Origin of the sequence: Gilliamella sp. ESL0250 (assembly GCF_013345045.1) — a bacterium.
In the GTDB taxonomy this organism is placed as follows: Bacteria; Pseudomonadota; Gammaproteobacteria; order Enterobacterales; family Orbaceae; genus Gilliamella; species Gilliamella apicola_H.
In genome coordinates this window covers 18,303-43,358 of sequence record NZ_JAAEDV010000010.1, presented here as the reverse complement: position 1 = coordinate 43,358, position 25,056 = coordinate 18,303, and the positions used below count along the sequence as shown (strand labels likewise).

Here is a 25,056-nt window from a genome sequence, read left to right as displayed (position 1 = left end):
GGCGGAGTCATATCTTGAAATAATTAGATCTTGAGCATAAAACAGGTAAGTACTGGACAATGAAATTACTTTTTTCTAAACGTTCGCCTCTCAGTGTGCAATTATTTACTTCTCTAGCGTTAGCCTTGGCTCTAATTGTATTAGATGTCAATTATCGCCCATTTAAAGAAGTTCGTTATTATCTCGATACCATTATTTCGCCTCTTTATCATGTTTCGAATGCGCCAAGATCTTCGTTTGATTCGCTTTACGAGATGTCAAAAACGCGAGAAAGCCTAATAAATGAAAACGCAAAATTGCATGCAGAGTTATTGCAACAAAAAAACGATCTATTATTACTTGAGCACTTAAAACATGAAAATAGTAGACTTCGTGAATTACTTGGTTCCCCATTAAGGCATGATGAGCATAAAATGGCTGCGCAAGTATTGCTAGCAGATACAGATCCGTATGTTTATCAATTTGTTGTCAATAAAGGCAAACAAGATGGCGTTTATGTTGGGCAACCTGTTGTCGATGAGAAAGGAATAGTCGGACAAATTTATGAAACCGCGCAATCAACAAGTCGCGCAATTTTAGTGTGTGATTATCAACATGCCATTCCAGTACAAGTATTGAGAAATGATATTGGTATGGTTGCTGTAGGTAATGGGTGTAGTAATGATTTAACGTTAGAATTTTTGCCTAATAATGTTGATATAAAAGTCGGTGATGTTTTAGTGACCTCAGGACTTGATGGTCGTTTTCCTGAGGGATATCCGGTAGCCGTAGTCAGTTCAGTAAAACTTGATATTACCGATTCAACCCCTATTATTTCAGCTACACCAACCGCTGATTTGAAACGGCTGCGTTATTTATTGTTATTGTGGGGAAATCAAGGAGTAAAACATGAGGGGTCGTAATCGAATATTAATTATTTGGATAACGCTATTCATTGGCTTATGTTTACAAATTATTCCGTGGTCGCCATTATATAATATGTTTAAACCCCATTTGCTGATCCTCATTTTTGCTTATTGGCTGATTGCTCTTCCTCATCGGGTTGGGATTGGCACCGCTTTTGTATTTGGCGCTATGATGGATCTGTGTACTGGTTCGATTTTGGGGATCCATGCTTTTATTTATTCATTTATTGCTTATTTAATTATTTTTAAATTCCAAGTAATACGCAATTTAGCGTTATGGCAACAATCGTTTATCATCTTTGGTGTTTCGGTATGTTACAATTTACTGGTATTTTTATTCCAAGTTAGTATTTATCATACAATAACAATATCACCATTAATTTTACTATCAAGCTGTATTGATGGCTTATTATGGATTGTCATCTATCTATTATTGCGGCTAATAAGGCGAAGCTTTGCTATCAATTAAAAGGGAATCTTATGTCTGTTGAACTATTAATGAATGTGACGCCATCTGAAACACGAGTTGCCTATATAGAAGATGGTGTATTGCAAGAAATCCATGTTGATCGCGAATCTAGGCGTGGTATTGTTGGAAATATCTATAAAGGTAAAGTGATTCGTATTTTGCCAGGTATGCAAGCTGCCTTTGTAGACATTGGGCTTGAGAAAGCGGCTTTTTTACATGCATCAGATATTATGCCTCATACTGAGTGTGTATCTGATTCTGAACAAGAACAATTTCAAGTAAAAGATATCTCTGAACTTGTTCGTCAAGGACAGGACTTAATGGTGCAAGTGGTTAAAGATCCACTAGGAACCAAAGGCGCTAGACTGACAACCGATATTACTTTGCCGTCGCGTTATTTAGTATTAATGCCTGGACCAAATTCTGCACATGTGGCAACGTCGCAACGCATAGAAAGTGAACAAGAACGGGAAAGGTTAAAAAATATTGTTCAGCAATATGTGACATGCGAAGGAGGCTTTATTGTTAGAACGGCAGCCGAAGGTGCGAGCGCGCATGAGTTAGAGCAAGATGCCAATTTTTTAAAACGACTTTGGACTAAAATTCAACAGCGTATGGCTCGTCCAGTAAGTAAAAATCTAGTTTATGGTGAATTGGCATTATCACAGCGTGTATTACGTGATTTTGTTGGTGATCCGATTGAGCGAATTTTGGTCGACTCGAAGTTGACGTATGATTTACTGATTGAGTTTACGCAAGAATTTATGCCCGAAGTGACCAGTAAATTATCACATTATCGTGGTAATATACCGATATTCGATCTTTATGATACCGAAAACGAGATACAAAGAGCATTAGATCGTAAAGTTAAATTGAAATCAGGCGGATATTTAATTATTGATCAAACCGAAGCCATGACAACAATTGATATTAATACCGGTGCATTTGTTGGTCATCGAAATTTAGAAGAAACGATTTTTAATACTAATATTGAAGCAACCATTGCTATTGCACGCCAGTTACGATTACGTAATTTAGGTGGTATTATTATTATCGACTTTATTGACATGCAAGAGGAGCTGCATCGAGAGCGGGTGTTACAATCGTTGCAAGATTCTTTATCTAAAGATAGAGCCAGAACGACTGTTAATTTATTTTCGACTTTAGGTTTGGTCGAAATGACTCGCAAACGAACACGCGAAAGTATCGGGCATATTTTGTGTCAGGAATGTCCAGCATGTAAAGGCCGTGGTATGGTCAAATCGGTAGAAACAGTTTGCAACGAAATTTTACGTGAAATAGTTCGTATTTATAAAGCGCATCACTCAGAATACTTTTTAGTTTATGCCTCAGCCGCTGTGGCTAATGCTTTAACTCATGATGAGTCTCATGCTTTAGCCGAAGTTGAGGTATTTGTAGGCAAACGTGTTGAAGTAAAAGTTGAACCACTTTATATTCAAGAACAATACGACGTGGTGTTAATGTAATAAGCACTATTTTGTAAAAAAGTTTTAGGAAACTATGCGTTTTAGTATAAAAATGATGAAAGCTAAACAATCATTATGTTCGAGTTTTTTAATCAAACATCAAAAAAGCTAGCATCCGCAATTAAAATTTAAGGAATTTATGATACTAACTCAAGTGAGTGAACGATTGCTCAATTCAAACAATCTAAGCCAACAAGATCTTCTGCATTTGCTTGATATGCTAAGTTCAAGGCGAATTGATTTTGGTGATTTATATTTCTTATCTGGTTATTATGAAAGTTGGTTACTTGAAGACGGTATTATAAAAAATGCCTCGTTTCATCGTGATCAAGGCGTTGGTGTTAGGGCTGTTGTGGGTGAAAAAACGGGCTTTGCCTATACTGATCAGCTTTCATTGGCACGTTTAGAACAAAGTGTATTAGCTGCAAATTCTATCACTAAACTACAAACCCCTATCGCTGTCACGCCATTTAAATCGACTCAAGCAGTATCAATCTATCCATCAATAAATCCGATCAATTCGTTTTTTCAAGAGCAGAAAATAGCGTTGTTGCAGCAAGTTGATAAGTTAGCGCGCTCAATTGATCCAAGCGTTATTGAGGTATCAGCTAGCTTAACGGGTAGTTACGAAGACATTTTAATTGCAGCAACGGATGGTACACTATGTGCCGATATTCGTCCTTTGGTTCGTTTGTCAGTTTCAGTTTTGGTTGAAAAAGAGGGTAAACGCGAGCGTGGAAGTAGTGGCGGAGGAGGACGATTTGGGTATGAATATTTCTTAACGATCAATCCTAAAACATCAGAAAGTTATGCGGATAGTTACACGCGAGAGGCTGTACGCCAAGCACTCGTTTCCCTTTCAGCTAAAGCGGCACCCGCTGGCTCAATGCCAGTTGTTTTAGGTGCAGGTTGGCCAGGTGTTTTGTTACATGAAGCTGTAGGCCATGGTTTAGAAGGCGATTTTAACCGTAAAAATAGCTCAGTATTTTCCGGAAAAATGGGCGAGCAAGTCACCTCAGAAGTTTGTACTATTGTCGATGATGGCACGATTGAAAATCGGCGTGGTTCAATTTCAATTGATGATGAGGGAACACCAAGTCAAAAAACAGTACTTATTGAAAATGGTATCCTAAAAGGATATCTATTTGATAAACTCAACGCAAAATTGATGAATACATATTCAACGGGCAACGGGCGTCGTGAAGGATATGCTTGCTTACCTATGCCAAGAATGACAAACACCTATATGTTGGCGGGCAGTTCTTCTTTTGACGATATCATAAGCAGTGTTGATTACGGGCTTTATGCACCGAATTTTGCTGGTGGGCAAGTTGATATCACTTCCGGTAAATTTGTTTTTTCTGCTTCAGAAGCTTATTTGATTGAAAAAGGCAAAATAACAAAGCCAGTAAAAGGCGCAACGCTAATTGGTTCTGGTATTGAAACTATGCAACAAGTATCAATGGTGGGTAACGACCTTGAACTCGATTCAGGTGTAGGCATTTGTGGTAAAGCTGGCCAGAGTGTTCCTGTTGGGGTTGGGCAACCCACTTTGAAAGTGAATAATTTAACCGTTGGTGGTACCATTAACCACTAATAAATATACATCAATGGGATTTTAGAATAGATGGAAACAATAATGACACTTTATCATGCGTTTGTTAATTTGGATATTGCAACGCTTTCAAATCCTAATGTGCTATGGGCACTATATGGTATGTTGTTTGTTATTATCCTTTTAGAAAATGGCGTTTTACCAGCAGCTTTTTTGCCTGGAGACAGCCTATTATTCTTAACGGGTGTATTAATTAGTCAAAATGTATTTCATTTTGGTCTAATTAATCTTATTTTAATTGCTGGCGCAGCTTTAGGAACTTGGTTAGGTTATGCACAAGGTTTGTGGCTTGGCAATACTAAGCTTGTACAAGGTTGGATGGCGCATATACCTGAAAAATATCATCATAAATCTGAAGTATTATTCCATAAGTATGGATTACAGGCGCTATTTATTGGACGATTTATTGCTTTCGTACGTACATTATTACCAATGATGGCAGGATTATCAGGATTACATAGTCGAAAATTCCATATCTATAATTTGATCAGTGCAACATTATGGATTTTCTTGATTGTGACGTTAGGTTATTTATTTGGATTATCGCCAATTTTCAAAGAGTATGAAAAGCAAATTATGTCTTTGCTAATGTTAATACCTGTTTTTTTATTGGTATTAGGATTGCTATTTTCAGTTTTTCTTGCTGTCAAACGCTCGATAAATAATAAAAGACAATCTAAAGCGACATCAAACCACAATAAAAAATAGAAAGTGAAATTAACCGATAAGCCGGGTTCTGTCGTGGACAATCATTCCTCTAGGCTAATGCTCACGCATTAGCTCAAGCAGTCTACCCGGATTCAACGCGGGCCGCGCCAATGAATCCCTATTTGACCTTGCTCCGAGTGGAGTTTACCGTGCCACAACTGTTACCAGTTGCGCGGTGTGCTCTTACCACACCCTTTCACCCTTACCTGATCTTATAAAATAAGCCATCGGCGGTTTACTTTCTGTTGCACTAGTCGTGAATTTTAGCTCTCGCCAAAACTCCCCAGGCGTTACCTGGCACTCTGCCCTATGGAGCCCGGACTTTCCTCCCCTCTGTTTGTCTCCTTTAATACAAGGACAGCAACAAAGCAGCGATTGTCTGGTTAATTTCTTGGATGAGTATAACCTAATGCGCAATTTTGTCCAGAATTGTATATCATGTAGAAAATAGTTGAATGAAGTTTAAACGTTTTTTAAGGTAAGTATGTTCAATAAAGAGCAAACATTAAGCGATTAGCACACCTTGACGATGTGCTATAAAACTGGATAATTTTAATTACCACTTTTTCTGTTTTTGGTGTTCGTCATAATTAAACCAAATTACCACACCTTTAGAGATAATAATATCGAGTTTTCCTTCAATAATATCGTATTGAGTTTCACCAATTAACATATGGCTGGTTGAACTCTTTTTCGTGTATTGATAAGTCCATTGTGTTTCATTTGAATTAAGTTCCTTTTGGCTTGTAGGTTTACCAAATAGATTAATGATTTGGGATTCTGTCGTTGAACCTTCCACTATATTTTTTACTTTTTCTTTATTTAACGGAGTTCCTTGTTCTACAAAATTCTTTTGTGAACAGCTTGATAATATGACAATTGAAAATAATGCGATAAGGTATTTTGTTACATTTTTCATTATATTGTTGCCTGAGATGGGTAATGCTTTTATTGATAATCGTTAATAATAGCACATGTTGGGCAACGTTCAAGATGAAGAAATATTTATATTTATGGGAAAAATTAACTGATATTCAATTATAGTAAAATTGTTATTAAGCTAGAAACATGGAAACAACGATTTTTGTTTCTATATGTTTCCATATTTTCTATTTTTTTGTTTAAATTCATTTCTTGCCTACAGCTTATTGTAAAATTTATTCTTTGCTCTTTCGTATTACACGCTTTATTGGTTGTTTTGTTTTCGAATCGATATAACGGCTAGGCCATATTTTATGGGGTTCTAAATTTAATGCTTTGGCAATAATGATCTCTCCTTTCGTCCATGGTCTAACTAATGCATTTCTGAGTGTTGATGAGCTTAAACCTGATTGACGCGATAGCTTTGCAAGGGTTGTATCCTTCTTTTTTAGGGCGGCGATAATGTCTGCTGGATGCCAATCTTTAGACTTTTTTTTCATTTTTTATTTCCTCTTAGTTTATAACCTTGTATATCTATGTTATGCTCCAAAGTTACTAAAACGAGTAAGTTTGCAATTGAACTTGAATTATTAATAATTATGCGTTTCTTATTCATTGTATCAAAGTTTCTTTAATTTCTATAACTTTTTCTTAAATGTGTTAAAATGGGATAGTAAAAATGAAAGAGTGGTTTTCATCAAAAGAGCTATCAAGTATTGCAGGGATGCCGTCAACGATACAAGGTGTTAATCGTAAAGCCAGAGCTGAAAATTGGACTGCTCGAAAAAGAGCGGGTGTTCGAGGTAAAGCTTTGGAATATCATATTGGTAGCTTACCACTTAGTGTTAAAAAAGCATTATATAGTGAAGAAGAAAGTGCTAACTATATCATTTCGCCGATCGAACCTTTACAACTTTGGATAACTGCATTTGAACAGTTATCCGCTGATGAACAATCTATTGTCTCCTCATGGTTGATGCGAAACGGTATTAAAGATTTTATTACTTTTATTAATAAACAGAAAAAAGATGATTAGTGTTATTGTATAAGCTGCGATATACTTTAACGTCCGTAAAATTTAGTTGCTATGGAATATAATAATGGAAAGTCAGTTTCAATTAACAAATAGTAAAGAGATTATTGCTTATTTAGCTCAACAATTCCCGAATTGTTTTACCCTTGAAGGTGAAGCAAAACCATTAAAAATTGGTATTTTTCAAGATATCCTGTCTCGTTTGGATAACAGTGACGTAATTAGTAAAACTAAACTTCGTGCTGCATTGCGCGCATACACCATGAGTTGGCGCTACTTGTATAGTATAAAAGAAGGGGCTAACCGTGTTGACTTAGATGGCAACCCTCATGAAGTCATTAACCAAGAACAGATGGATCATGCTCAACAACAATTAAAAGAGAGCAAAGAAAAGGCTAAAGCGCGCTTTAAAGAACGCGCAAAAGAAAAACGTAAAACGACACGTGCACCCTTTAAAAAATCTAAAACTCCAAAAATTGGTGATTTTGTTAAAGTTATTGTAGGCAATAAACCTATAAAAGTACAAATTATTAATATTGAGAAAGAGCAAATTAAAGTAAAGGTTGGTGTAGGTATGGAGTTAACGGTTAAACCTGAACACATTATCAATAAGTAGAGAATTTGAATGAATAAATTACTGAAAGGTATTATTGCACTTAGTCTTGTTTTTGGAATTGTTAGCCAAAACGTTCAGGCAAAACCACAAGCTAAAGAACAAATCCCCGTTTTGAAGCAAGATGAGATTCATCAGGTTGTCGCTAAACGTGTAACCAATTTTTTTACACAATCACATTACCGCAATTTTGCCTTAGATGGCGTTTTTTCTGCTCAGATTTTTGATCGCTATTTCAAACTATTAGATGGGAATAAATCTATATTTATTCAAGGTGATGTTGATAAATTCCGAAACAGACAAGAGTTTTTAGGTCAGGAATTAATTGATGGTGATCTAAAAACGGCTTATGACATCTATAATCTTTTTTTACTAAAGCGCTATAACCGTTATCAATATGCTCTTGAAGTTTTACGGCGTCCTATGGATTTTTCTGCCAATGATGAAGTTGATTTCAATCGTGAAGAAATTGCATGGCCGACTTCTGAAGCTGAACTCAATACCTATTGGGACAAACGCGTTAAATATGACGAGCTCAGTTTATCCTTATCAGGGAAAAATGAAAAACAGATCCGAGAAATATTAACTAAACGTTACAAACGTGTTTTGAAAACGATAATGCAATCAAATAATGAAGATGCTTTCCAAGTGTTTATGAATGCATTTGCAAGAGAGATCGATCCCCATACTAGTTACTTAGCGCCACGTAAAAAACGCGATTTTGACTCTGAAATGAGTTTATCATTCGAAGGCATTGGTGCAACATTAAGTCAGCAAGACGACTATACCGTGATTATGTCTTTTGTCACTGGCGGGCCCGCTGAAAAAAGTAAGCTACTTAGTGTCGGGGATAAGATTATTGGCGTAGGTCAAAGCAATTCAGCCGTTGAAGATGTTATTGGTTGGCGTTTAGATGATATTGTCGATAAAATTCGTGGACCAAAAGGGACTGTAGTTAAGTTAGAAATTTTACCAGTAGGTAACAATAGTAAGGCCAAAGTCATCGAGCTTACTCGTGATAAAATTCATTTTGAAGATCGTGAAGCGAAATTGAAGATCATTGATAATCAGCGCGGTAAAGTAGGGGTTATTGAAATACCGAGTTTCTACATGGGATTAACCGAAAAAGTAGAATCTCTTTTATCGAAAGCAAATAAAGAAAATTTACAAGGTTTGGTTATTGATTTACGTGATAATGGTGGTGGTTCATTAGCGGAAGTTATCACTTTAACTGGTTTGTTTATTGATAGCGGGCCTGTTGTTCAAGTTCGAGATAATTTGCAAAAAGTCATTACTTATGATGATAAAAATAAAGGTATCGAATATACTGGTCCACTTGTTGTGATGATTAATCGCTATAGTGCATCAGCATCAGAAATATTTTCTGCCGCTATGCAGGATTATGGACGTGCATTAATCGTTGGTGAAACGACTTATGGTAAAGGAACTGTACAAACATCACGTAACATTTCTTATCCAGTTGATGCAAGGTTACATCCAAATTGGCCTGAACTGGGCGGTGCTCAATACACTATACAGAAGTTTTATCGTATTAATGGCGGTAGTACACAATTGAAAGGTGTTGAGCCAGATATTGAAATGAATAGAGTGAAATATGTTGATGAGACAGGTGAACGGTTCTTAGACAATGCGTTACCTTGGGATAAAATACCATCAGCTAATTATTTGACTCTTGCCAATATTAAGCCGTTGTTACCTGATTTAGAAGCGAAACATTTGACTAGGATTTCAAAAAATCCTGAATTTATCTATATTGATGAAGATATTAAGCGGTTTAATGATAAAAAAGATCGTCAATATATTGTTTCGCTTAATAAGAAAAAACGAGAAGCAGAACAAAAAACTAATGATGATCGTGATTTAACAAGAATGAATGAACGTCTAAAGAAAGCTGGTTTACCATCAATTACTAAATTAGATGATTTACCTAAGGATTATAAACAACCCGATGCTTACTTAGATGAATCAATCGAGATACTTCTTGATTTTGCGGCTAAATATCCAAAAATTGAAAGTAATGGTTCTATTAACAACATTATTTCGTTTGATTTGCCAATCGAGAAGACTAATTAATAATAAAAAATAATTGGAGATAATAAAATGTGTTCAGATATAAAATATGCTTTGATCACAACAGTTGGTATACTCGCTGTTTTAGCCACATTTGGTATTATTGTTTGTATGAATTAAAAAAGCTTGATTAATTATCTTGTGATCATTATAGTATGCAGCCTGCTTGAAAAAGCAGGTTCTAATAATTAGGTGAGGTGTCCGAGTGGTTGAAGGAGCACGCCTGGAAAGTGTGTATACGGCAACGTATCAAGGGTTCGAATCCCTTCCTCACCGCCATAAATAGTTAGTCATTAAAGGGTGGAACATTAGGTTCAACATTGTTGTTAGAAGCATACTGTCAAGATTACTCTAGCAAAACCCCATTGCAGGCAGTCGCCTAGAATGACAAATAACGCCTTCCTCTCCTAAAGCATTTGGAGTCATTATGGAAAACTTACGCACAGTTCAGGACTTTATACGCTGGACAGCATCGCAACTTAATCTATCAGATGTCTTTTTAGGACATGGTACGGATAATCCTATTGATGAATCTAAACAACTCATTTTAGCAACATTAGGGCTATCGTTGTTTATTCCTACAGAATTTTATTCTGCACATCTAACTAATGATGAAAAAAATCAACTTTTTGATGTTATTCAAAAACGAATTAAAGATCGTGTGCCAACCCCTTATTTAACTAATCAAGCTTGGTTTTGTGGCCATTCTTTTTACGTTGATGAGCGCGTATTAATTCCTCGTTCTCCTATTGGTGAACTCATCAATAACCATTTTGAACAGCTAATATTTGCTGAGCCTAAAAATATTTTAGATTTGTGCACAGGCAGTGGTTGTATTGGTATTGCTTGTGCTTATGAGTTTGCTGATGCTCAAGTTGATATCACCGATATTTCATTAGAAGCATTAGATATTGCACAAACAAATATTGAAATGCACGAAATGGATTTTCGAGTTACCCCTATTTTGTCAGATCTATTTAAGGATGTGCCTGTAAAACAATATGATCTCATTGTCACAAATCCACCTTATGTTGATAGTGAAGATATGAGTGATTTGCCAGATGAGTTTTTATATGAACCTAAATTAGCATTAGAGGCGGGTTTTGATGGTTTAGATTTGGTAAAAACAATTTTACGAGATGCGATAGATTATTTAGCACCTGCGGGCATATTAGTCTGTGAAGTTGGCAATAGCTGGATTAGCCTAAAGCAACAATATCCAGATGTCCCATTTAATTGGATTGAATTTAAGCATGGTGGTCTGGGCGTGTTTGCGATCACTCGTGAAGAGTTGATTCAATATCATTACTGTTTTAAATAAGCTACCTTTAATAATTGGAATAAATTTATTATGGCTGGAAACTCAATCGGAAAATTATTCAAAGTATCCACATTTGGTGAATCACACGGCGTAGCATTAGGGTGTATTGTCGATGGCGTTCCACCAGGACTTGCATTAACTGAATCAGATATGCAACATGACCTTGACCGTCGTAGGCCAGGATCTTCTCGTTATACTACTCAACGCCGAGAAGCCGATCGAGTCAAAATCTTATCAGGTGTATTTGAGGGTGTGACAACAGGTACAAGTATTGGATTACTTATTGAAAACACTGATCAACGTTCTCAAGATTATAGCAAAATTAAAGATATCTTTAGACCAAGCCATGCAGATTATACTTATCAAAATAAATATGGCATACGCGATTATCGTGGTGGCGGTCGTTCTTCTGCTCGTGAAACTGCCATGCGTGTTGCCGCTGGCGCGATTGCAAAAAAATATCTGCAAGAAAAGCTTGGTATAACCATTCGTGGTTATTTGGCTCAGATGGGCGATGTAAAATGTGAATTAAAAGATTGGCAACAAGTTGAACAAAATCCATTTTTTTGCGCTGACGAAAGCCAATTAGAGGCACTTGATCAGTTGCTCAGAACACTGAAAAAAGAGGGTGACTCAATTGGTGCTAAAGTCTGTATTGTTGCCGAAAACGTTCCTGTAGGACTTGGCGAACCCGTATTTGACAAATTAGATGCTGAACTTGCACATGCGTTAATGAGTATTAATGCAGTGAAAGGCGTTGAAATTGGTGATGGTTATGCGGTTGTTAATAAACGAGGCAGTGAAAATCGAGATGAAATAACTAAGCAAGGTTTTTTATCTAACCATGCTGGCGGTATTTTAGGGGGTATTAGCTCAGGACAAACGATATTAGCTAGTATCGCCTTAAAGCCAACACCAAGCATTGAAATTGCAGGGCAATCAATTAATATCCATGGCGAAACTGTTGCAGTATCGACCCATGGTCGACATGATCCATGTGTAGGAATACGAGCCGTGCCCATCGCTGAAGCGATGGTTGCTATAGTGCTAATGGATCATTATCTTCGCTATCGAGCTCAATGTAATGATGTCAATTCGCTATGAGTTGTGAAATACTTATCTTACTGTTTATTATTGCTATTTTAGCTGGTTTTATTGATTCAATTGCAGGTGGTGGTGGTTTATTAACTGTGCCTGCTTTACTTGCTGTTGGACTGCCGCCAGCCAGTGCTTTGGCGACTAATAAATTACAAAGCTGCGGTGGTTCATTTTCTGCTAGTTTATATTTTATTCGTCAGCGAATGGTCGACTTAAAGCAGCAAAAGTGTTCAATCATGTTTGCTTTTGTTGGATCGGCAGTTGGAACATTGTCGGTTATGCATGTCCAAGCTGATTTTCTAAAGCTATTACTGCCTATTTTAACCATTGGCGTGGGACTTTATTTCTTGCTTTCTCCAACCATTGGTGAAAACGATCGTAAAAGTCGCTTTTCACTTATCCAATTTGCACTAATACCAGCTTTGGCAATTGGTTTTTATGATGGATTTTTTGGACCAGGCGCGGGTTCATTTTATGCGTTAGCCTATATTACACTGGCTGGCTTTAATTTAACTAAAGCAACAGCACATACCAAAGTATTAAACTTCACTTCAAATTTAGCCGGTTTACTGTTTTTTATTGTTGGTGGCGAAGTGATATGGTCAATTGGACTTATCATGTTAGTTGGTCAATTTATAGGTGCAAGACTTGGTGCTAAGATGGTCATTGCTAAAGGTCGCAAATTAATCAGACCAATGCTAATTACTGTTTCAACGCTTATGAGTATAAAATTAATTTACGAAAACTTCTTTTAATTGCTCACCATTTTAATCATTAATATTTATTTTTCATCACTATTTTCCAATAGCACAACAAAATCGTTGTTAAAAACTTTCAGGAAAGTATGTGTTTGAGTATAAAAACGATAACAATTATTTACTTCACTTAAATATGATTTAGTATATATTTGTGTTAAGCAAGATAGTTTGTGTTAAGACATTAACTGATATTATGAAACTTCAACAACTACGTTATATTTTAGAAATTGCACGTTCAGGCTCAATTAATGAGGCAGCTAAAAATTTGTACATTACACAACCGAGTTTATCAACGGCGGTAAAAGATTTAGAAGCTGAATTTGGTATTGAGATTTTTGTACGTACCTCCAAAGGCGTTTCACTTTCGACCGATGGTGTTGAGTTTTTAGGTTATGCTAAACAAGTTTTAGATCAGGCTGAGTTATTGGAACAACACTATTCAAAAAAAGCACCGTCTAAGCAGCTATGTAGTATATCTACCCAACATTATGCTTTTGCGGTCAATGCTTTTGTTAATTTAATAAAAAAAAATCATACGGATGAATACGAATTTACACTCAGAGAAACAAGAACATATGATATTATCACCGATGTCGCCAATTTACGCAGCGAAGTTGGCATCTTATATCTGACTGATTTTAACCAAAAGGTAATTTTGCGACTACTGAAAGAACATCGATTGACTTTTAATCCACTTTTTGAAGCGCATCCTCATGTATTTATTAGTACTCATCATCCATTAGCGGGAATGAAGTCATTAACGTTAGATGATTTAGAGAATTATCCTTATCTCTCTTTCGAGCAGGGGGAGTATAATTCGTTTTATTTTTCAGAAGAGATTTTAAGTACGGTTTACCATAAAAAAAGTATTCATGTGAGTGATAGGGCAACTTTGTTTAATCTATTGCATGGACTTAATGGTTATACCATTAGTACAGGGGTGTTAAGTACGGATTTAAATGGTTCTGATATTTTATCAATACCTTTAGATGTAGATGAAAAAATCCTAATTGGTTGGATCACATCACAAAAAGCTCAATTGAGTCTATCAGCCCAAAATTATATTGAGGCATTAAAAAAACTTATTCAAGAAGAATATGGTTTTCAACTTAAGTAAATCCTGTGGTTAACTAAGTAAATCAAATTGCTATTTTAACAAATTTCAGTATAATTACGCAGTTCATATATTCCTATATGAATATTGAGGAATGTCTGAATTAGAGATCGGTCATTCTATATTTTATATTTATTTAAAGAGGTTTATTATGTCTCTAACTGTAGAAGCTAAAGCGAAAATCGTTGCTGAATATGGTCGTGGTACTAACGATACAGGTTCAACTGAAGTTCAAGTTGCTCTTTTAACTGCACGTATTAATGATTTACAAGGTCATTTTTCTGAGCACAAAAAAGATCACCATAGCCGTCGCGGTCTATTACGTATGGTGTCTAGCCGTCGTAAATTATTAGATTATTTACGTCGTAAAGATATCGAACGTTATAGCCAATTAATTAAAAAGCTAGGTTTACGTCGCTAATTCATCATCTACTTGAAAAGAGGCTTAGGCCTCTTTTTCGTTGTGAAAAATTGACACTCTGATATAATACAGAGCTCGAAAAAATTAATATTTTATGTAAGCCAACAAAGTAAAGATTGTATCTCATGTTTCGCGCGACTAATGAGAGCTCTATAATTTATAGATTTGTCATTAGTCGTGACAGTGAAATAATCTTTTTGTTGAATTTACCCCCACATTGTTGAAGAGAGTATCAATAAGTGCAGCATAATGCTGCTTCCTGTCGAAATATCAAACTTCAACATAATAAATAACAAGAGGACATTATTTTGTTTAATCCGACTCATCAAAAATTCCAATATGGTCGTCATACTGTTACTTTAGAAACAGGTATTATGGCTCGTCAAGCAACTGCTGCGGTTATGGTTAATATGGATGATACCGCCGTATTTGTTACCGTTGTTGCCAATAAAAAAGTGAAAGAAGGTCAAGACTTCTTCCCGCTAACAGTTAATTACCAAGAACGTACCTATGCAGCAGGGCGTATTCCCGGTGGTTTTTTTAAACGAGAAGGTCGTCCAAGTGAAGGCGAAACCTTAATTGCACGTTTGATTGACCGTCCACTTCGCCCATTATTCCCTGAAGGATTTGTTAATGAAATCCAAATTATTGCAACCGTTGTTTCAGTAAATCCTGATGTGAGCCCAGACTTAGTTGCTATGATTGGCGCTTCTGCTGCGCTTTGCTTATCAGGAGTGCCATTCCATGGCCCTATCGGTGCTGCGCGTGTAGGCTTTATTAATGATGAATTTGTCTTAAATCCATCTGTAAAAGAACTGGCTACAAGTCGTTTAGATTTAGTAGTTGCTGGAACTAAAAGTGCAGTATTAATGGTTGAATCTGAAGCTGATTTACTTACTGAAGATCAAATGTTAGCAGCGGTGGTATTTGGTCATGAACAACAACAAGTTGTTATTGATAATATTAATGAATTTGCAAAAAAAGCCAATTGCGAAAAATGGGATTGGGTTGCACCGGCTAAAAACGAAGTGCTATATAATGCCATTGTTGAACTCGCTAAAGAACGTTTAGGTGAAGCTTATCGTATAACCGAAAAACAAGCACGTTATGCTCAAATCGATTTAATCAAAGAAGAAGTATTAGCCGCACTAAAAGAACAAAATGAAGAAGTTGATGAAAACGAAGTGCTTAATATTATCGTCGATTTAGAAAGCCAAATTGTTCGTAAACGTGTTATTGCGGGTGAACCTCGTATTGATGGTCGCGAAAAAGATATGATTCGTGCACTTGATATCCGTACGGGTGTTTTACCAAGAACACATGGTAGTGCACTGTTTACACGTGGCGAAACCCAAGCATTAGTCACGGCAACATTAGGTACAGAACGTGATGCACAAATCATTGATGAACTAACGGGTGAATATACTGAACGTTTTTTACTTCATTACAATTTTCCTCCATATTCTGTTGGCGAAACAGGTATGGTTGGATCTCCAAAACGTCGTGAAATCGGCCATGGTCGCTTAGCTAAACGTGGCGTTGCGGCAGTAATGCCAAGTCGTGAAGAATTTCCATATACTGTCCGAGTGGTATCAGAAATTACCGAATCAAATGGTTCATCTTCAATGGCTTCTGTTTGTGGTGCTTCACTTGCGCTTATGGATGCTGGCGTGCCAATTAAATCATCTGTTGCTGGTATTGCGATGGGCCTAGTCAAAGAAGGCGATCAATTTGTGGTATTGTCAGATATTCTTGGTGATGAAGATCATCTTGGTGATATGGACTTTAAAGTAGCAGGTACGCGTGAAGGCGTTAGTGCATTACAAATGGATATCAAAATTGAAGGTATCACTAAAGAAATTATGCAAGTAGCGCTTAATCAAGCAAAAGGTGCACGTTTACACATTTTAGGTGTAATGGAGCAAGCAATTAATAAACCTCGTCAAGAAATTTCGGAATTTGCACCGCGTATTTATACGATGAATGTTAATCCTGATAAAATCCGCGATATTATCGGTAAAGGTGGGGCAACTATTCGCGCTTTAACTGAAGAAACAGGGACTACTATTGAAATTACTGACGATGGTACAGTCAAGATTGCAGCTTCAGATGGCAATAAAGCGAAAGATGCCATGGCACGCATTACTAATTTAGTTGCTGATGTCGAAATTGGTAAAATTTATACAGGAAAAGTTACTAGAATCGTTGATTTTGGTGCTTTCGTATCTGTTATTGGTGGGAAAGAAGGACTTGTTCATGTTTCTCAAATTGCTGATCATCGAGTCGAAAAAGTGGCTGATTATTTAAAATTAGGTCAAGAAGTGAATGTGAAAGTACTCGAAATTGATCGCCAAGGTAGAATCCGTTTAAGCATGAAAGATGCTGTTGAGTCGGCAGTAGACGTTGCTCCGACAGCAGAATAAAACTGTGATTCACTTCACTAGGGGGTAAAAGTGAAATTATTCAGCCTGAGGACTGTATACTGCTTTTTGCTAGCTGTTATTCTTTTGTCGGGTTGTTCTCACTCTCAGCCTTTGCTGGCTGTTCCTGAGCAGGTTTCATATGATGACGAATTAAAAATTGCTCAGATCAGCCAACAGTTATCACGAAAAGATCTTGATACTGTAACGCGAATGCAACTTATTTTTGAGCGTGGTATTGTTTACGATTCATTAGGTTTTAAAGCCTTTGCACAAAGCGATTTTTCGTATTTGTTAAATTTTAATCCAGAAATCCCTGATGTTTATAATTTTTTAGGGACTTATGCGCTCAGAGAAGGTAATTTTGATGAAGCTTTAACATCGTTTAATACAACGTTGGAGCTTGATCCTGCTTATGCTTATGCTTACTTAAATCGTGCAATTGCGTTATATCGTACAGGGCATTATCAAGCTGCTGAGCGCGATGCATTGCAGTTTTATCAATATGATGTGAATGAACCTATCAGGATTTTATGGCTTTATCTGATTGAGAAGGAGATCAACAATAAAGCTGCCCAAAATGAGCTACAAAAACGTTATGATCTGATTAATGATAAAACGATTTATAGTGGCAATATTATTGCATTTTATTTAGACAAAATAAGTGAGTCTAAATTAATGCAGAACCTTCAACAAGGTGCTGAAAATAATCGGCAGTTAGCCGAGCGCCTTTGTGAAGTCTATTTTTACTTAGGTAAGTATTATCAAAGTAAAGGTGACAACGAGCGTGCCAAAATGTTATTTAAATATGCTTTAGCCAATAATATTTATAACTATGTTGAACATCAACAGGCACTCTATGAAATGAAGTTACTTGAAGAAAAGTAACAAGGGTCATGCCAGTTTTAAAAGTGAAAATATTGTTATAGCGTAGTTCTGATTTGCCAAATAATATATTCTCAACATTTGTCATGCAGATAACTTTATCTTAGATTATATAAGCATTAATTAGCTTTAAATTTAAGTTGTTTCTATATCGAATAGTTGTTGAGTCAATATCGGCAGTTAGTTATTGGGGTGAGTTGTAAATTTTCAATTTAGTGAGCTGGCATAAATTTATATCTGCTTTCTTTATTTTGTTTAGCAAAAATAAGAGAAATCTTAATTGATATTAGTTAATCATTATCAATTTTTTGCTAACTAATTAAGCAAGCTTATATATTCAAAGTTTATAAGCGAGTTTACATGACAAAAGACGTTTCTTTTATTGACCTTGGTTTATCCGAGGATATCCTTAATGCATTAAATGATCTTGGTTTTAGCAAACCATCACCTATTCAATCTGAATGTATACCTCTATTATTAGAAGGTAACGACGTATTGGGAATGGCGCAAACTGGTAGTGGTAAAACTGCCGCATTTTCAATCCCTTTTTTAATGAATATTGATGCAAACTTAAAAGCACCACAACTTTTAGTTCTAGCTCCAACACGCGAGCTAGCTATGCAAGTTGCAGATGCTTGTTCTGAATATTCAAAATACATGAAAGGTGTAAAAGTATTAGCTTTATATGGCGGGCAGCGTTATGACGTGCAATTACGTGCGTTAAAACAAGGGCCACAAATAGTGGTTGGTACACCAGGGCGTTTGCTTGATCACTTAAATCGTAAAACATTAGATCTTTCTAATTTGAAAGGTTTAGTGCTTGATGAAGCTGACGAAATGTTAAGAATGGGCTTTATTGATGATGTTGAAAGCATCATGGCAACCATTCCCGAAAATCATCAAACAGCATTATTTTCAGCAACGATGCCAGCGCCAATTCGTCGTATTACTAAACGATTTATGCATAATCCAAAAGAAGTTCAAATTAAAGGTACTAATCAAACAGCGCCTGATATTGACCAAAGTTATTGGCTTGTTCGAGGTATGCGTAAAAATGAAGCGATTGTTCGCTTTTTAGAAGCTGAAGATTTTGATGCAGCGATTATTTTTGTTCGAACAAAATCGGCTACTTTAGATGTGGCAGAAGTGCTTGAAAAACACGGTTTTAGTTGTGCCGCTTTAAATGGCGATATGACACAACAACTGCGTGAACAAACATTAGATCGTTTACGTAATGGTCGATTAGATATCTTAATTGCAACAGACGTTGCGGCTCGTGGTTTAGATGTTGAGCGCATCAGCTTAGTTATCAATTATGATATTACGTTAGATTCAGAATCTTATGTTCACCGTATCGGACGTACTGGCCGAGCTGGCCGAGCAGGTCGTGCTATTTTATTCGTTGATAGTCGTGAACGTCGCTTGCTTAAAAATATCGAACATACCATAAAAAAACCAATACCAGAAGTTGGATTGCCATCTAAAGAGTTGCTCGAAAAACGTCGTTTAGCTAAATTTACGGAGCAAGTCCAAAAACAGTTAGAAAGTAGTGATTTAGATCAATACCAAAATTTATTAGCGCAAATACAAGCCGAAAGTGGTACTGATCTTGAAACAATTGCCACTGCATTGCTCAAATTAGCGCAAGGTGAACGTCCACTGATTCTTCCACCTGATCCGGTATTTAAACCATCTCGTGACACTCGTGATCGAGATAACCGTGGTGGTGAGCGCCGTCTACGAGGAGATAATCGCGAAACACCAAAACGTCGTGAGCGTCGCGATGTGGGCGATATGGATATGTATCGTATCGAACTTGGTAAAGAAAACGGTGTTGAAGTGCGGCATATCGTTGGTGCAATTGCCAATGAGGCCGATATTAGTAGCCGTTATATTGGTAATATTAAACTTTATGATACTTATTCAACTGTTGAATTACCAAAAGGCATGCCAAAAGACATGTTAAAACACTTTGAAAAAGTAAGAGTTCTTAATCAGCCAATGAAAATGAGTTTGGTTAATGGCACCATGTCTGAATCTAAGCGAAGTCGTAAAGGTAGCAAATCTGAAACATCAGATAAAGGATTTGCTAAAAAACGTGGTCGTCCTTCAGCGCCTAAATTTTAATAATGTAACCTCTGCCGTCTGGCAGAGGTCTGTTCATTCCATCTTATTTGCACAACTATTGTCAAAGTAGTTTATTGTTATATTCTGCCAACATTTATTCAGAAAACTAATTATATGACAGCTAGGAAAACAATGGGTTGTTTACACTTCATGATGAATCATTCAAAAAGCTCATAAAACGTTTTACCTGCAATCGCTTAAACTTTTCGTTTTCTATCTTTTGACTTACCCATTTATTTTAGGGCTAGCTGGTTTTGTGAATTTCTAATGGATACGATGCGAGCACACGTTTGAACAAATGAGAGATGGCAAAGCCTCAATTTATCCTGAAACGGTATAGAATCCTGAATATTTTTTACAAAAAATATAACCCAAAAGGTGAATATCCGATATTGAGCACACAACTCACCTAGAAAATGATGCTATCTGTTTTCGTATTTAATATTCAATGTGAGTCATGTTATTGAATGTTTAATGAGGTCTTTCAGTGCGATAAATAGTTGGACGATTGATCATAAAGCAGTTGGCCAAATCGGTGACGGTGATTTTTTTATGATATAAGCGCCGTATCGCTTGTTTGGGAGACGCGTTATACAGTCGTTTTTCAACTTACGCTAAACAGCGCGAATAATTCTGATATATGACTTACAAACTCAATCAAAATTTGTTAAAGCGGTTAGTTATCGAGTTATTATAAATAACTAAACTAAAACAAAACAGAGTTAGCACTTTGCCCTAAGTTATGATTGAGAGTATACTATTGACCATATCAACTGGTAAATAGAGGTGTAGAGCATGACAGATTCTTTAAACAAATGTAAAGCAAACGAAACAGCAGCATGTTGTTGCGTGGATGTTGGTACAATAATTGACAACGAGGATTGTAGCGCTGAATATGAGCGTGTTTTTGCGACAGAATCTGAAGCTCAACAAAAGTTGGCATCATTAACGCAAGCTGCCAAAGATGTTGAAACTGAGCCTTGCAAAATTGAGAGTAATATTGAAAAAATTAATGATGGCTTTAAATTATCAGTAAAATTCACTTTTTGCTGTGGTGCAGAATCCATGATTTTCCAATTAAAATTACGTTAATTAAATATTGATGAAAGTTTGTATTATGAGACATGGTGAAGCAGGATTTTCTGCTTCATCAGATTCAAGTAGAACATTAACAGATTATGGTATTATTCAGTCAAATCAAGCTGGAATATGGCTTAAACAGCAAAATTATCAATTTGATTTTGGCTTAGTGAGTCCTTATCTACGAGCACAACAAACATTGACAGAATTATCATCGCATGTTCGTGTCGACAAAGTTGAAACTAATCGATTTTTAGTACCTAGTGGTAGCCCATCTCATATTGTTGACGTATTAACATTATTGTTAGCCGATGGGATTGAAAATGTAATTGTGGTATCACATTTGCCATTAGTAGGATATTTAGTTAATGAACTTTGTCCACATGTCTCTCCGCCTATGTTTCCTACTGCTGCAATTGGTTGTGTTAATTTATTGCCAGATTCTGCAGGAAAGCTTGAATGGTTTCATCAAGCAGAGTAAAAAAACTCAATCTTTTTGATTTACCTTTAACTGGTCGAACCTTAATTGAAGCATCGGCAGGAACAGGTAAAACTTATTCGCTCGCCTTTATTTATTTAAGATTATTGCTTGGTATTGGTCAAAATAGTTATCCAAGACCTTTAGACGTTAATGAAATTTTGGTTGTTACTTTTACTAAAGCTGCAACTCAAGAGCTACGTTCACGGATAAGACAAAATATTCAAGAATTACGAATTGGACTACAACAACAGCAGCATAAAGATCCGATTTATCAGCAACTCATTGAGTTAATTGATGATCACAAATTAGCAATACAACAACTTACTGTAGCTCAACAATCAATGGATGACGCGGCAATTTATACTATTCATAGTTTTTGTCAGCGTATATTAACTAGCCATGCGTTTGAGTCAGGTGTTTTATTTGAACAAAAGTTAATTTCTGATGAATCTCAACTGAAATTAAGGGTAACACAAGAGTTTTGGCGTCACTATTTTACGCCACTTGATAAACAGCTTGCTTATTTGGTACTTGCTACATGGCAAGATCCAGCCGCATTATTAAAAGATATCACACCTTATTTAGGTTTAAATCTTAACAATACTAACAAACTAAATCCAGATATCGGTACAACAATTAAGGCGTTTTATCTAAAAAATTATGAAATAATTGAAAATGTTAAAAAGTCTTGGTTAGATTTATCTGATGAATTAGTCAATATCATTACTCAATCAGGTGTCAGCAAACAATCTTATAATAGCCGACATTTACCCAATTGGGTCATTAAAGTATCAGCATGGGCTAATAGCGCAACTCAAACGTTTGAATTACCAGATGAACTTAAAAAATTTAAGCAATCGGTATTAATCGAAAAGACAAAAGAAGGAAAGAATGCGCCATGTCATTTTGTTTTTGAACAAATTGACGATTTATATACACAGTCGTTGGACTTGCGTAGCCAAATCTTAATGGATATTGTTAGCGTGATTCAAAAAGGGCTTTATGACGAAAAGCTCAAACATGGTGAAATGAGCTTTGATGATCTTATTGGGCAACTTAATCGCGCGTTACAAGCAAAAACAGGTAAACGATTAGCGCAATCTATAGCATCAAAATACCGCGTTGCTTTGATTGATGAATTTCAAGATACCGATCCCACGCAGTATCAAATTTTTGACCGTATTTATGATAACCAACAGCCAGATCGAGGTTTACTCTTTATTGGCGATCCCAAGCAAGCGATTTACAGCTTTCGGGGCGCTGATATATTCACTTATTTAAAAGCTAAACAATCGACTGGAGAAAATTATTTTACTATGGATGTCAACCATCGTTCATCGGTTTCGATGGTTAAAGCGGTTAATCAATTGTTCGCTAATTGTAATAATCCATTTATATTTGAAGATATTCCGTTTTTACCCATGGATGCGGCAAAAAGGAATCAACAAAAGTCTTTGCAAGTGAATAACCAAGAAGTTGCCGCACTCACAGCTTATTTACTGCCTGATGGCATTGCAACCAATACAGATTATCAAGAACATATAGCAAGTTGTTGTGCTAATCAAATTGTGTCTTTATTGTCTAATTCTTCAATATTAATTGATAATGAAGAAAAACAACGTCCTGTAACTACAGCTGATATTGCGATCTTAGTGCGCACAGGGCGTGAAGCCGAAATTATTCAACAAAAATTGTCCAATTACGGTGTTAAAAGCGTCTATTTATCAAATAATAGTAGTGTTTTTTCTTCAATTGAGGCCAATGATGTATTGAGTTTATTGCAAGCCGTCTTAATGCCTGAAAACGAAACAACATTAAGGCTAGCATTAATGACATCATTATTAGGGCAAAGCATGACTGAACTTGAACAAATCACTGACGATCAAGACAGATGGGAAAGTTTAGTTGAAGAATTCAAACAATACCAAGCAATTTGGCAATATTATGGTGTATTAGTGATGTTACGCCGAATGATGAAAAAACGTCATTTAGCTGAAAACATATTAGCTCGCCAAGATGGTGAACGAACGTTAACCAATTTAATGCATTTAGGCGAGTTACTCCAAGAAGCATCAAATGAATTAGATAGTCCGCATGCGTTAATTCGTTGGTTGACAAAACAAATAGTTAGCCCCGATCCTAATTTAGAAAATCACCAGCAACGCCTTGAAAGTGACGAAAACCTTGTCAAAATAATTACTATTCATAAATCCAAGGGGCTAGAATTCCCAATTGTTTGGTTGCCATTTATTTCGATGTATCGTGAGGCGGATAGTCAATTTTATCATGATAAAGACAATGACTATCAAACAACCTATGCATGGTTACTGACCGACGAGATTAAACAACAGATAGAAAATGAACGCCTTGCTGAAGATTTGCGGTTATTATATGTAGCAATGACCCGATCGGTTTATCATTGCAGTATTGGGCTTGCGTCGTTGAAGAAAAGTCAATCAGCGATTAATCATTTATTAAAAAATGAACTTAGATCAATTGCCAATATGGCCAATTTAGTTGAAGTACAATTACCGATAGAAAACGAACAGTATATTTCTCAAATTTTACCAAGCCAATCATTATCGGCGAATGAGTTTTCGCGTAAGCTATCAAGCAGTTGGCGAGTCACAAGTTATACTGAATTACAAAAACATAATCATGCCATATTGACTTACAATCCCGATATTATTAATGATTGGGATGAGCTCCAACTTGAACCTGCTAATGCTCCGTCAACCGATATACAATATGATATCCACCACTTTCCGAAAGGGACATATGTGGGTACATTAATGCACAGCATTATGGAAGAGATCACACCAGATAACCTTGATGAATTATGTAATCAAATGGTAAAAAAACTCAATTTAGAGCCAGCATGGAGTGGTGTAGTAACGAATTGGATGCAACAAGTATTGACTACACAACTGCATGCTCCAAATTTAATATTATCGCAAGTGTTAATGGGGCAACATATTAACGAATTACAATTTTATCTTCCTATACGAAAAACCGTAACTAGCCAGCAATTAGATAATCTTTGCAAACAATATGATCGTTTATCAAGATTATGCCCTAAATTAGATTTTGATTCGGTAAAAGGCATGCTAAGGGGATTTATTGATTTAGTGTTTAAATTTGAAGGGAAATATTATGTGGTTGATTATAAATCAAATTGGTTAGGTGAATGCGTTGATTCTTATAATCAAGAAGCACTAGAAAAAGTGATGTGTGAACATCGCTACGACCTACAATACCAACTTTACTGTTTAGCCTTGCATCGCTTTTTAAAAGGTCGTTTAACCAATTACCAATATCAAACCCATTTTGGGGGTGTTTACTATCTCTTTTTGCGTGGTATGCCAGAGCATGGCATCTTTTACCATCTACCTGAGCAAGCGTTTATCGAAGAGCTTGATAAGCTATTTGAGGGGGAAGTGTTAAATGAGCTATAAGCCGTTAAAACTTTCAGTGTTGAAAATAGATTAAATAACTAAAAATAAGGCACA

The 25,056-nt window shown here is 36.2% G+C and carries 22 protein-coding genes, 1 tRNA gene and 1 other RNA gene; 21 read left to right on the top strand and 3 right to left on the bottom strand.

The window, feature by feature from the left end; all coding sequences use genetic code 11:
• Positions 1-59: 59 nt before the first annotated feature.
• From mreC to GYY69_RS08685, 5 genes are all read left to right on the top strand, one after another.
• On the top strand, positions 60-902 hold the full coding sequence (mreC, locus tag GYY69_RS08705; RefSeq protein ID WP_174797323.1) for a rod shape-determining protein MreC: 843 nt from the start codon (positions 60-62) through the stop codon (positions 900-902).
• Positions 889-1,374 (top strand): rod shape-determining protein MreD, encoded by a 486-nt coding sequence (mreD, locus tag GYY69_RS08700; RefSeq protein WP_174797322.1) that lies wholly within the window; start codon positions 889-891, stop codon positions 1,372-1,374. Before mreC ends, mreD begins: the two co-directional genes overlap by 14 nt.
• An 11-nt stretch (positions 1,375-1,385) precedes the next feature.
• Positions 1,386-2,861 (top strand): ribonuclease G, encoded by a 1,476-nt coding sequence (gene rng, locus GYY69_RS08695; RefSeq protein WP_174797321.1) that lies wholly within the window; start codon positions 1,386-1,388, stop codon positions 2,859-2,861.
• 139 nt (positions 2,862-3,000) lie between these two features.
• The gene (tldD, locus tag GYY69_RS08690; protein WP_174797320.1) at positions 3,001-4,458 is read left to right on the top strand and encodes a metalloprotease TldD; all 1,458 of its coding nucleotides are present in this window, start codon (positions 3,001-3,003) and stop codon (positions 4,456-4,458) included.
• 30 nt (positions 4,459-4,488) lie between these two features.
• Positions 4,489-5,184 carry a DedA family protein gene (locus GYY69_RS08685; RefSeq protein ID WP_174797319.1) on the top strand — a complete coding sequence of 232 codons (696 nt, stop codon included), beginning with the start codon at positions 4,489-4,491 and terminating at the stop codon, positions 5,182-5,184.
• A gap of 1 nt (position 5,185) precedes the next feature.
• Here the strand turns inward: GYY69_RS08685 and rnpB are convergent.
• From rnpB to GYY69_RS08670, 3 genes are all read right to left on the bottom strand, one after another.
• An RNA gene (gene rnpB, locus GYY69_RS08680) (RNase P RNA component class A) lies at positions 5,186-5,575 on the bottom strand.
• Between the two features lie 165 nt (positions 5,576-5,740).
• A complete protein-coding gene (gene bamE / locus GYY69_RS08675; RefSeq protein ID WP_174797318.1) occupies positions 5,741-6,103 on the bottom strand; it encodes an outer membrane protein assembly factor BamE domain-containing protein in 363 nt (120 codons plus the stop codon).
• Positions 6,104-6,341: 238 nt separating this feature from the next.
• Entirely contained in the window at positions 6,342-6,605 is a 264-nt protein-coding gene (locus tag GYY69_RS08670; protein ID WP_174797317.1) for a helix-turn-helix domain-containing protein, read from the bottom strand.
• A gap of 179 nt (positions 6,606-6,784) precedes the next feature.
• Here GYY69_RS08670 and GYY69_RS08665 point away from each other — a divergent pair, with 179 nt between their 5' ends.
• The 16 genes from GYY69_RS08665 to recB all read left to right on the top strand — a co-directional run bounded on the left by GYY69_RS08665 (position 6,785) and on the right by recB (position 25,002).
• Complete coding sequence (locus GYY69_RS08665; RefSeq protein ID WP_174797316.1) at positions 6,785-7,141, top strand: DNA-binding protein; 357 nt, start codon at positions 6,785-6,787, stop codon at positions 7,139-7,141.
• A 64-nt stretch (positions 7,142-7,205) separates the two neighbouring features.
• A complete protein-coding gene (proQ, locus tag GYY69_RS08660; RefSeq protein ID WP_174797315.1) occupies positions 7,206-7,754 on the top strand; it encodes an RNA chaperone ProQ in 549 nt (182 codons plus the stop codon).
• 9 nt (positions 7,755-7,763) lie between these two features.
• Positions 7,764-9,845 (top strand): carboxy terminal-processing peptidase, encoded by a 2,082-nt coding sequence (gene prc, locus GYY69_RS08655; RefSeq protein ID WP_174797314.1) that lies wholly within the window; start codon positions 7,764-7,766, stop codon positions 9,843-9,845.
• 27 nt (positions 9,846-9,872) lie between these two features.
• A complete protein-coding gene (gene cydH, locus GYY69_RS08650; RefSeq protein WP_174797313.1) occupies positions 9,873-9,962 on the top strand; it encodes a cytochrome bd-I oxidase subunit CydH in 90 nt (29 codons plus the stop codon).
• 71 nt (positions 9,963-10,033) lie between these two features.
• Positions 10,034-10,121 (top strand) — tRNA-Ser (locus tag GYY69_RS08645).
• Between the two features lie 148 nt (positions 10,122-10,269).
• Positions 10,270-11,163, top strand: coding sequence for a 50S ribosomal protein L3 N(5)-glutamine methyltransferase (gene prmB / locus GYY69_RS08640; protein WP_174797312.1), 894 nt, complete (start codon positions 10,270-10,272; stop codon positions 11,161-11,163).
• Between the two features lie 30 nt (positions 11,164-11,193).
• Positions 11,194-12,267, top strand: coding sequence for a chorismate synthase (gene aroC / locus GYY69_RS08635; protein WP_174797311.1), 1,074 nt, complete (start codon positions 11,194-11,196; stop codon positions 12,265-12,267).
• On the top strand, positions 12,264-13,016 hold the full coding sequence (locus GYY69_RS08630; protein ID WP_174797310.1) for a TSUP family transporter: 753 nt from the start codon (positions 12,264-12,266) through the stop codon (positions 13,014-13,016). The genes aroC and GYY69_RS08630 overlap by 4 nt, the downstream gene beginning before the upstream one ends.
• A 196-nt stretch (positions 13,017-13,212) precedes the next feature.
• Positions 13,213-14,136: a LysR family transcriptional regulator gene (locus GYY69_RS08625; RefSeq protein WP_174797309.1), complete on the top strand. Its 924-nt coding sequence runs from the start codon at positions 13,213-13,215 to the stop codon at positions 14,134-14,136.
• 148 nt (positions 14,137-14,284) lie between these two features.
• Positions 14,285-14,554: a 30S ribosomal protein S15 gene (gene rpsO, locus GYY69_RS08620; RefSeq protein WP_065567223.1), complete on the top strand. Its 270-nt coding sequence runs from the start codon at positions 14,285-14,287 to the stop codon at positions 14,552-14,554.
• Positions 14,555-14,862: 308 nt separating this feature from the next.
• The gene (gene pnp / locus GYY69_RS08615; RefSeq protein ID WP_174797308.1) at positions 14,863-16,977 is read left to right on the top strand and encodes a polyribonucleotide nucleotidyltransferase; all 2,115 of its coding nucleotides are present in this window, start codon (positions 14,863-14,865) and stop codon (positions 16,975-16,977) included.
• Between the two features lie 30 nt (positions 16,978-17,007).
• Positions 17,008-17,862, top strand: coding sequence for a lipoprotein NlpI (nlpI, locus tag GYY69_RS08610; RefSeq protein WP_174797307.1), 855 nt, complete (start codon positions 17,008-17,010; stop codon positions 17,860-17,862).
• A 357-nt stretch (positions 17,863-18,219) separates the two neighbouring features.
• The gene (locus GYY69_RS08605) at positions 18,220-19,986 is read left to right on the top strand and encodes a DEAD/DEAH family ATP-dependent RNA helicase (RefSeq protein ID WP_174797306.1); all 1,767 of its coding nucleotides are present in this window, start codon (positions 18,220-18,222) and stop codon (positions 19,984-19,986) included.
• Positions 19,987-20,781: 795 nt separating this feature from the next.
• On the top strand, positions 20,782-21,078 hold the full coding sequence (locus GYY69_RS08600) for a YfcZ/YiiS family protein (RefSeq protein ID WP_085247387.1): 297 nt from the start codon (positions 20,782-20,784) through the stop codon (positions 21,076-21,078).
• 25 nt (positions 21,079-21,103) lie between these two features.
• A complete protein-coding gene (gene sixA / locus GYY69_RS08595) occupies positions 21,104-21,547 on the top strand; it encodes a phosphohistidine phosphatase SixA (protein WP_202984982.1) in 444 nt (147 codons plus the stop codon).
• A complete protein-coding gene (gene recB, locus GYY69_RS08590) occupies positions 21,526-25,002 on the top strand; it encodes an exodeoxyribonuclease V subunit beta (RefSeq protein ID WP_174797304.1) in 3,477 nt (1,158 codons plus the stop codon). The genes sixA and recB overlap by 22 nt, the downstream gene beginning before the upstream one ends.
• Positions 25,003-25,056 lie beyond the last annotated feature (54 nt).

Excerpts from the sequence above, each read along its gene's own strand:
- mreC (WP_174797323.1), top strand. The coding sequence starts at position 60 with ATGAAATTACTTTTTTCTAAACGTTCGCCTCTCAGTGTGCAATTATTT.
- mreD (WP_174797322.1), top strand. The coding sequence starts at position 889 with ATGAGGGGTCGTAATCGAATATTAATTATTTGGATAACGCTATTCATT.
- rng (WP_174797321.1), top strand. The coding sequence starts at position 1,386 with ATGTCTGTTGAACTATTAATGAATGTGACGCCATCTGAAACACGAGTT.
- tldD (WP_174797320.1), top strand. The coding sequence starts at position 3,001 with ATGATACTAACTCAAGTGAGTGAACGATTGCTCAATTCAAACAATCTA.
- GYY69_RS08685 (WP_174797319.1), top strand. The coding sequence starts at position 4,489 with ATGGAAACAATAATGACACTTTATCATGCGTTTGTTAATTTGGATATT.
- bamE (WP_174797318.1), bottom strand. The coding sequence starts at position 6,103 with ATGAAAAATGTAACAAAATACCTTATCGCATTATTTTCAATTGTCATA.
- GYY69_RS08670 (WP_174797317.1), bottom strand. The coding sequence starts at position 6,605 with ATGAAAAAAAAGTCTAAAGATTGGCATCCAGCAGACATTATCGCCGCC.
- GYY69_RS08665 (WP_174797316.1), top strand. The coding sequence starts at position 6,785 with ATGAAAGAGTGGTTTTCATCAAAAGAGCTATCAAGTATTGCAGGGATG.
- proQ (WP_174797315.1), top strand. The coding sequence starts at position 7,206 with ATGGAAAGTCAGTTTCAATTAACAAATAGTAAAGAGATTATTGCTTAT.
- prc (WP_174797314.1), top strand. The coding sequence starts at position 7,764 with ATGAATAAATTACTGAAAGGTATTATTGCACTTAGTCTTGTTTTTGGA.
- cydH (WP_174797313.1), top strand. The coding sequence starts at position 9,873 with ATGTGTTCAGATATAAAATATGCTTTGATCACAACAGTTGGTATACTC.
- prmB (WP_174797312.1), top strand. The coding sequence starts at position 10,270 with ATGGAAAACTTACGCACAGTTCAGGACTTTATACGCTGGACAGCATCG.
- aroC (WP_174797311.1), top strand. The coding sequence starts at position 11,194 with ATGGCTGGAAACTCAATCGGAAAATTATTCAAAGTATCCACATTTGGT.
- GYY69_RS08630 (WP_174797310.1), top strand. The coding sequence starts at position 12,264 with ATGAGTTGTGAAATACTTATCTTACTGTTTATTATTGCTATTTTAGCT.
- GYY69_RS08625 (WP_174797309.1), top strand. The coding sequence starts at position 13,213 with ATGAAACTTCAACAACTACGTTATATTTTAGAAATTGCACGTTCAGGC.
- rpsO (WP_065567223.1), top strand. The coding sequence starts at position 14,285 with ATGTCTCTAACTGTAGAAGCTAAAGCGAAAATCGTTGCTGAATATGGT.
- GYY69_RS08605 (WP_174797306.1), top strand. The coding sequence starts at position 18,220 with ATGACAAAAGACGTTTCTTTTATTGACCTTGGTTTATCCGAGGATATC.
- GYY69_RS08600 (WP_085247387.1), top strand. The coding sequence starts at position 20,782 with ATGACAGATTCTTTAAACAAATGTAAAGCAAACGAAACAGCAGCATGT.
- sixA (WP_202984982.1), top strand. The coding sequence starts at position 21,104 with ATGAGACATGGTGAAGCAGGATTTTCTGCTTCATCAGATTCAAGTAGA.
- recB (WP_174797304.1), top strand. The coding sequence starts at position 21,526 with ATGGTTTCATCAAGCAGAGTAAAAAAACTCAATCTTTTTGATTTACCT.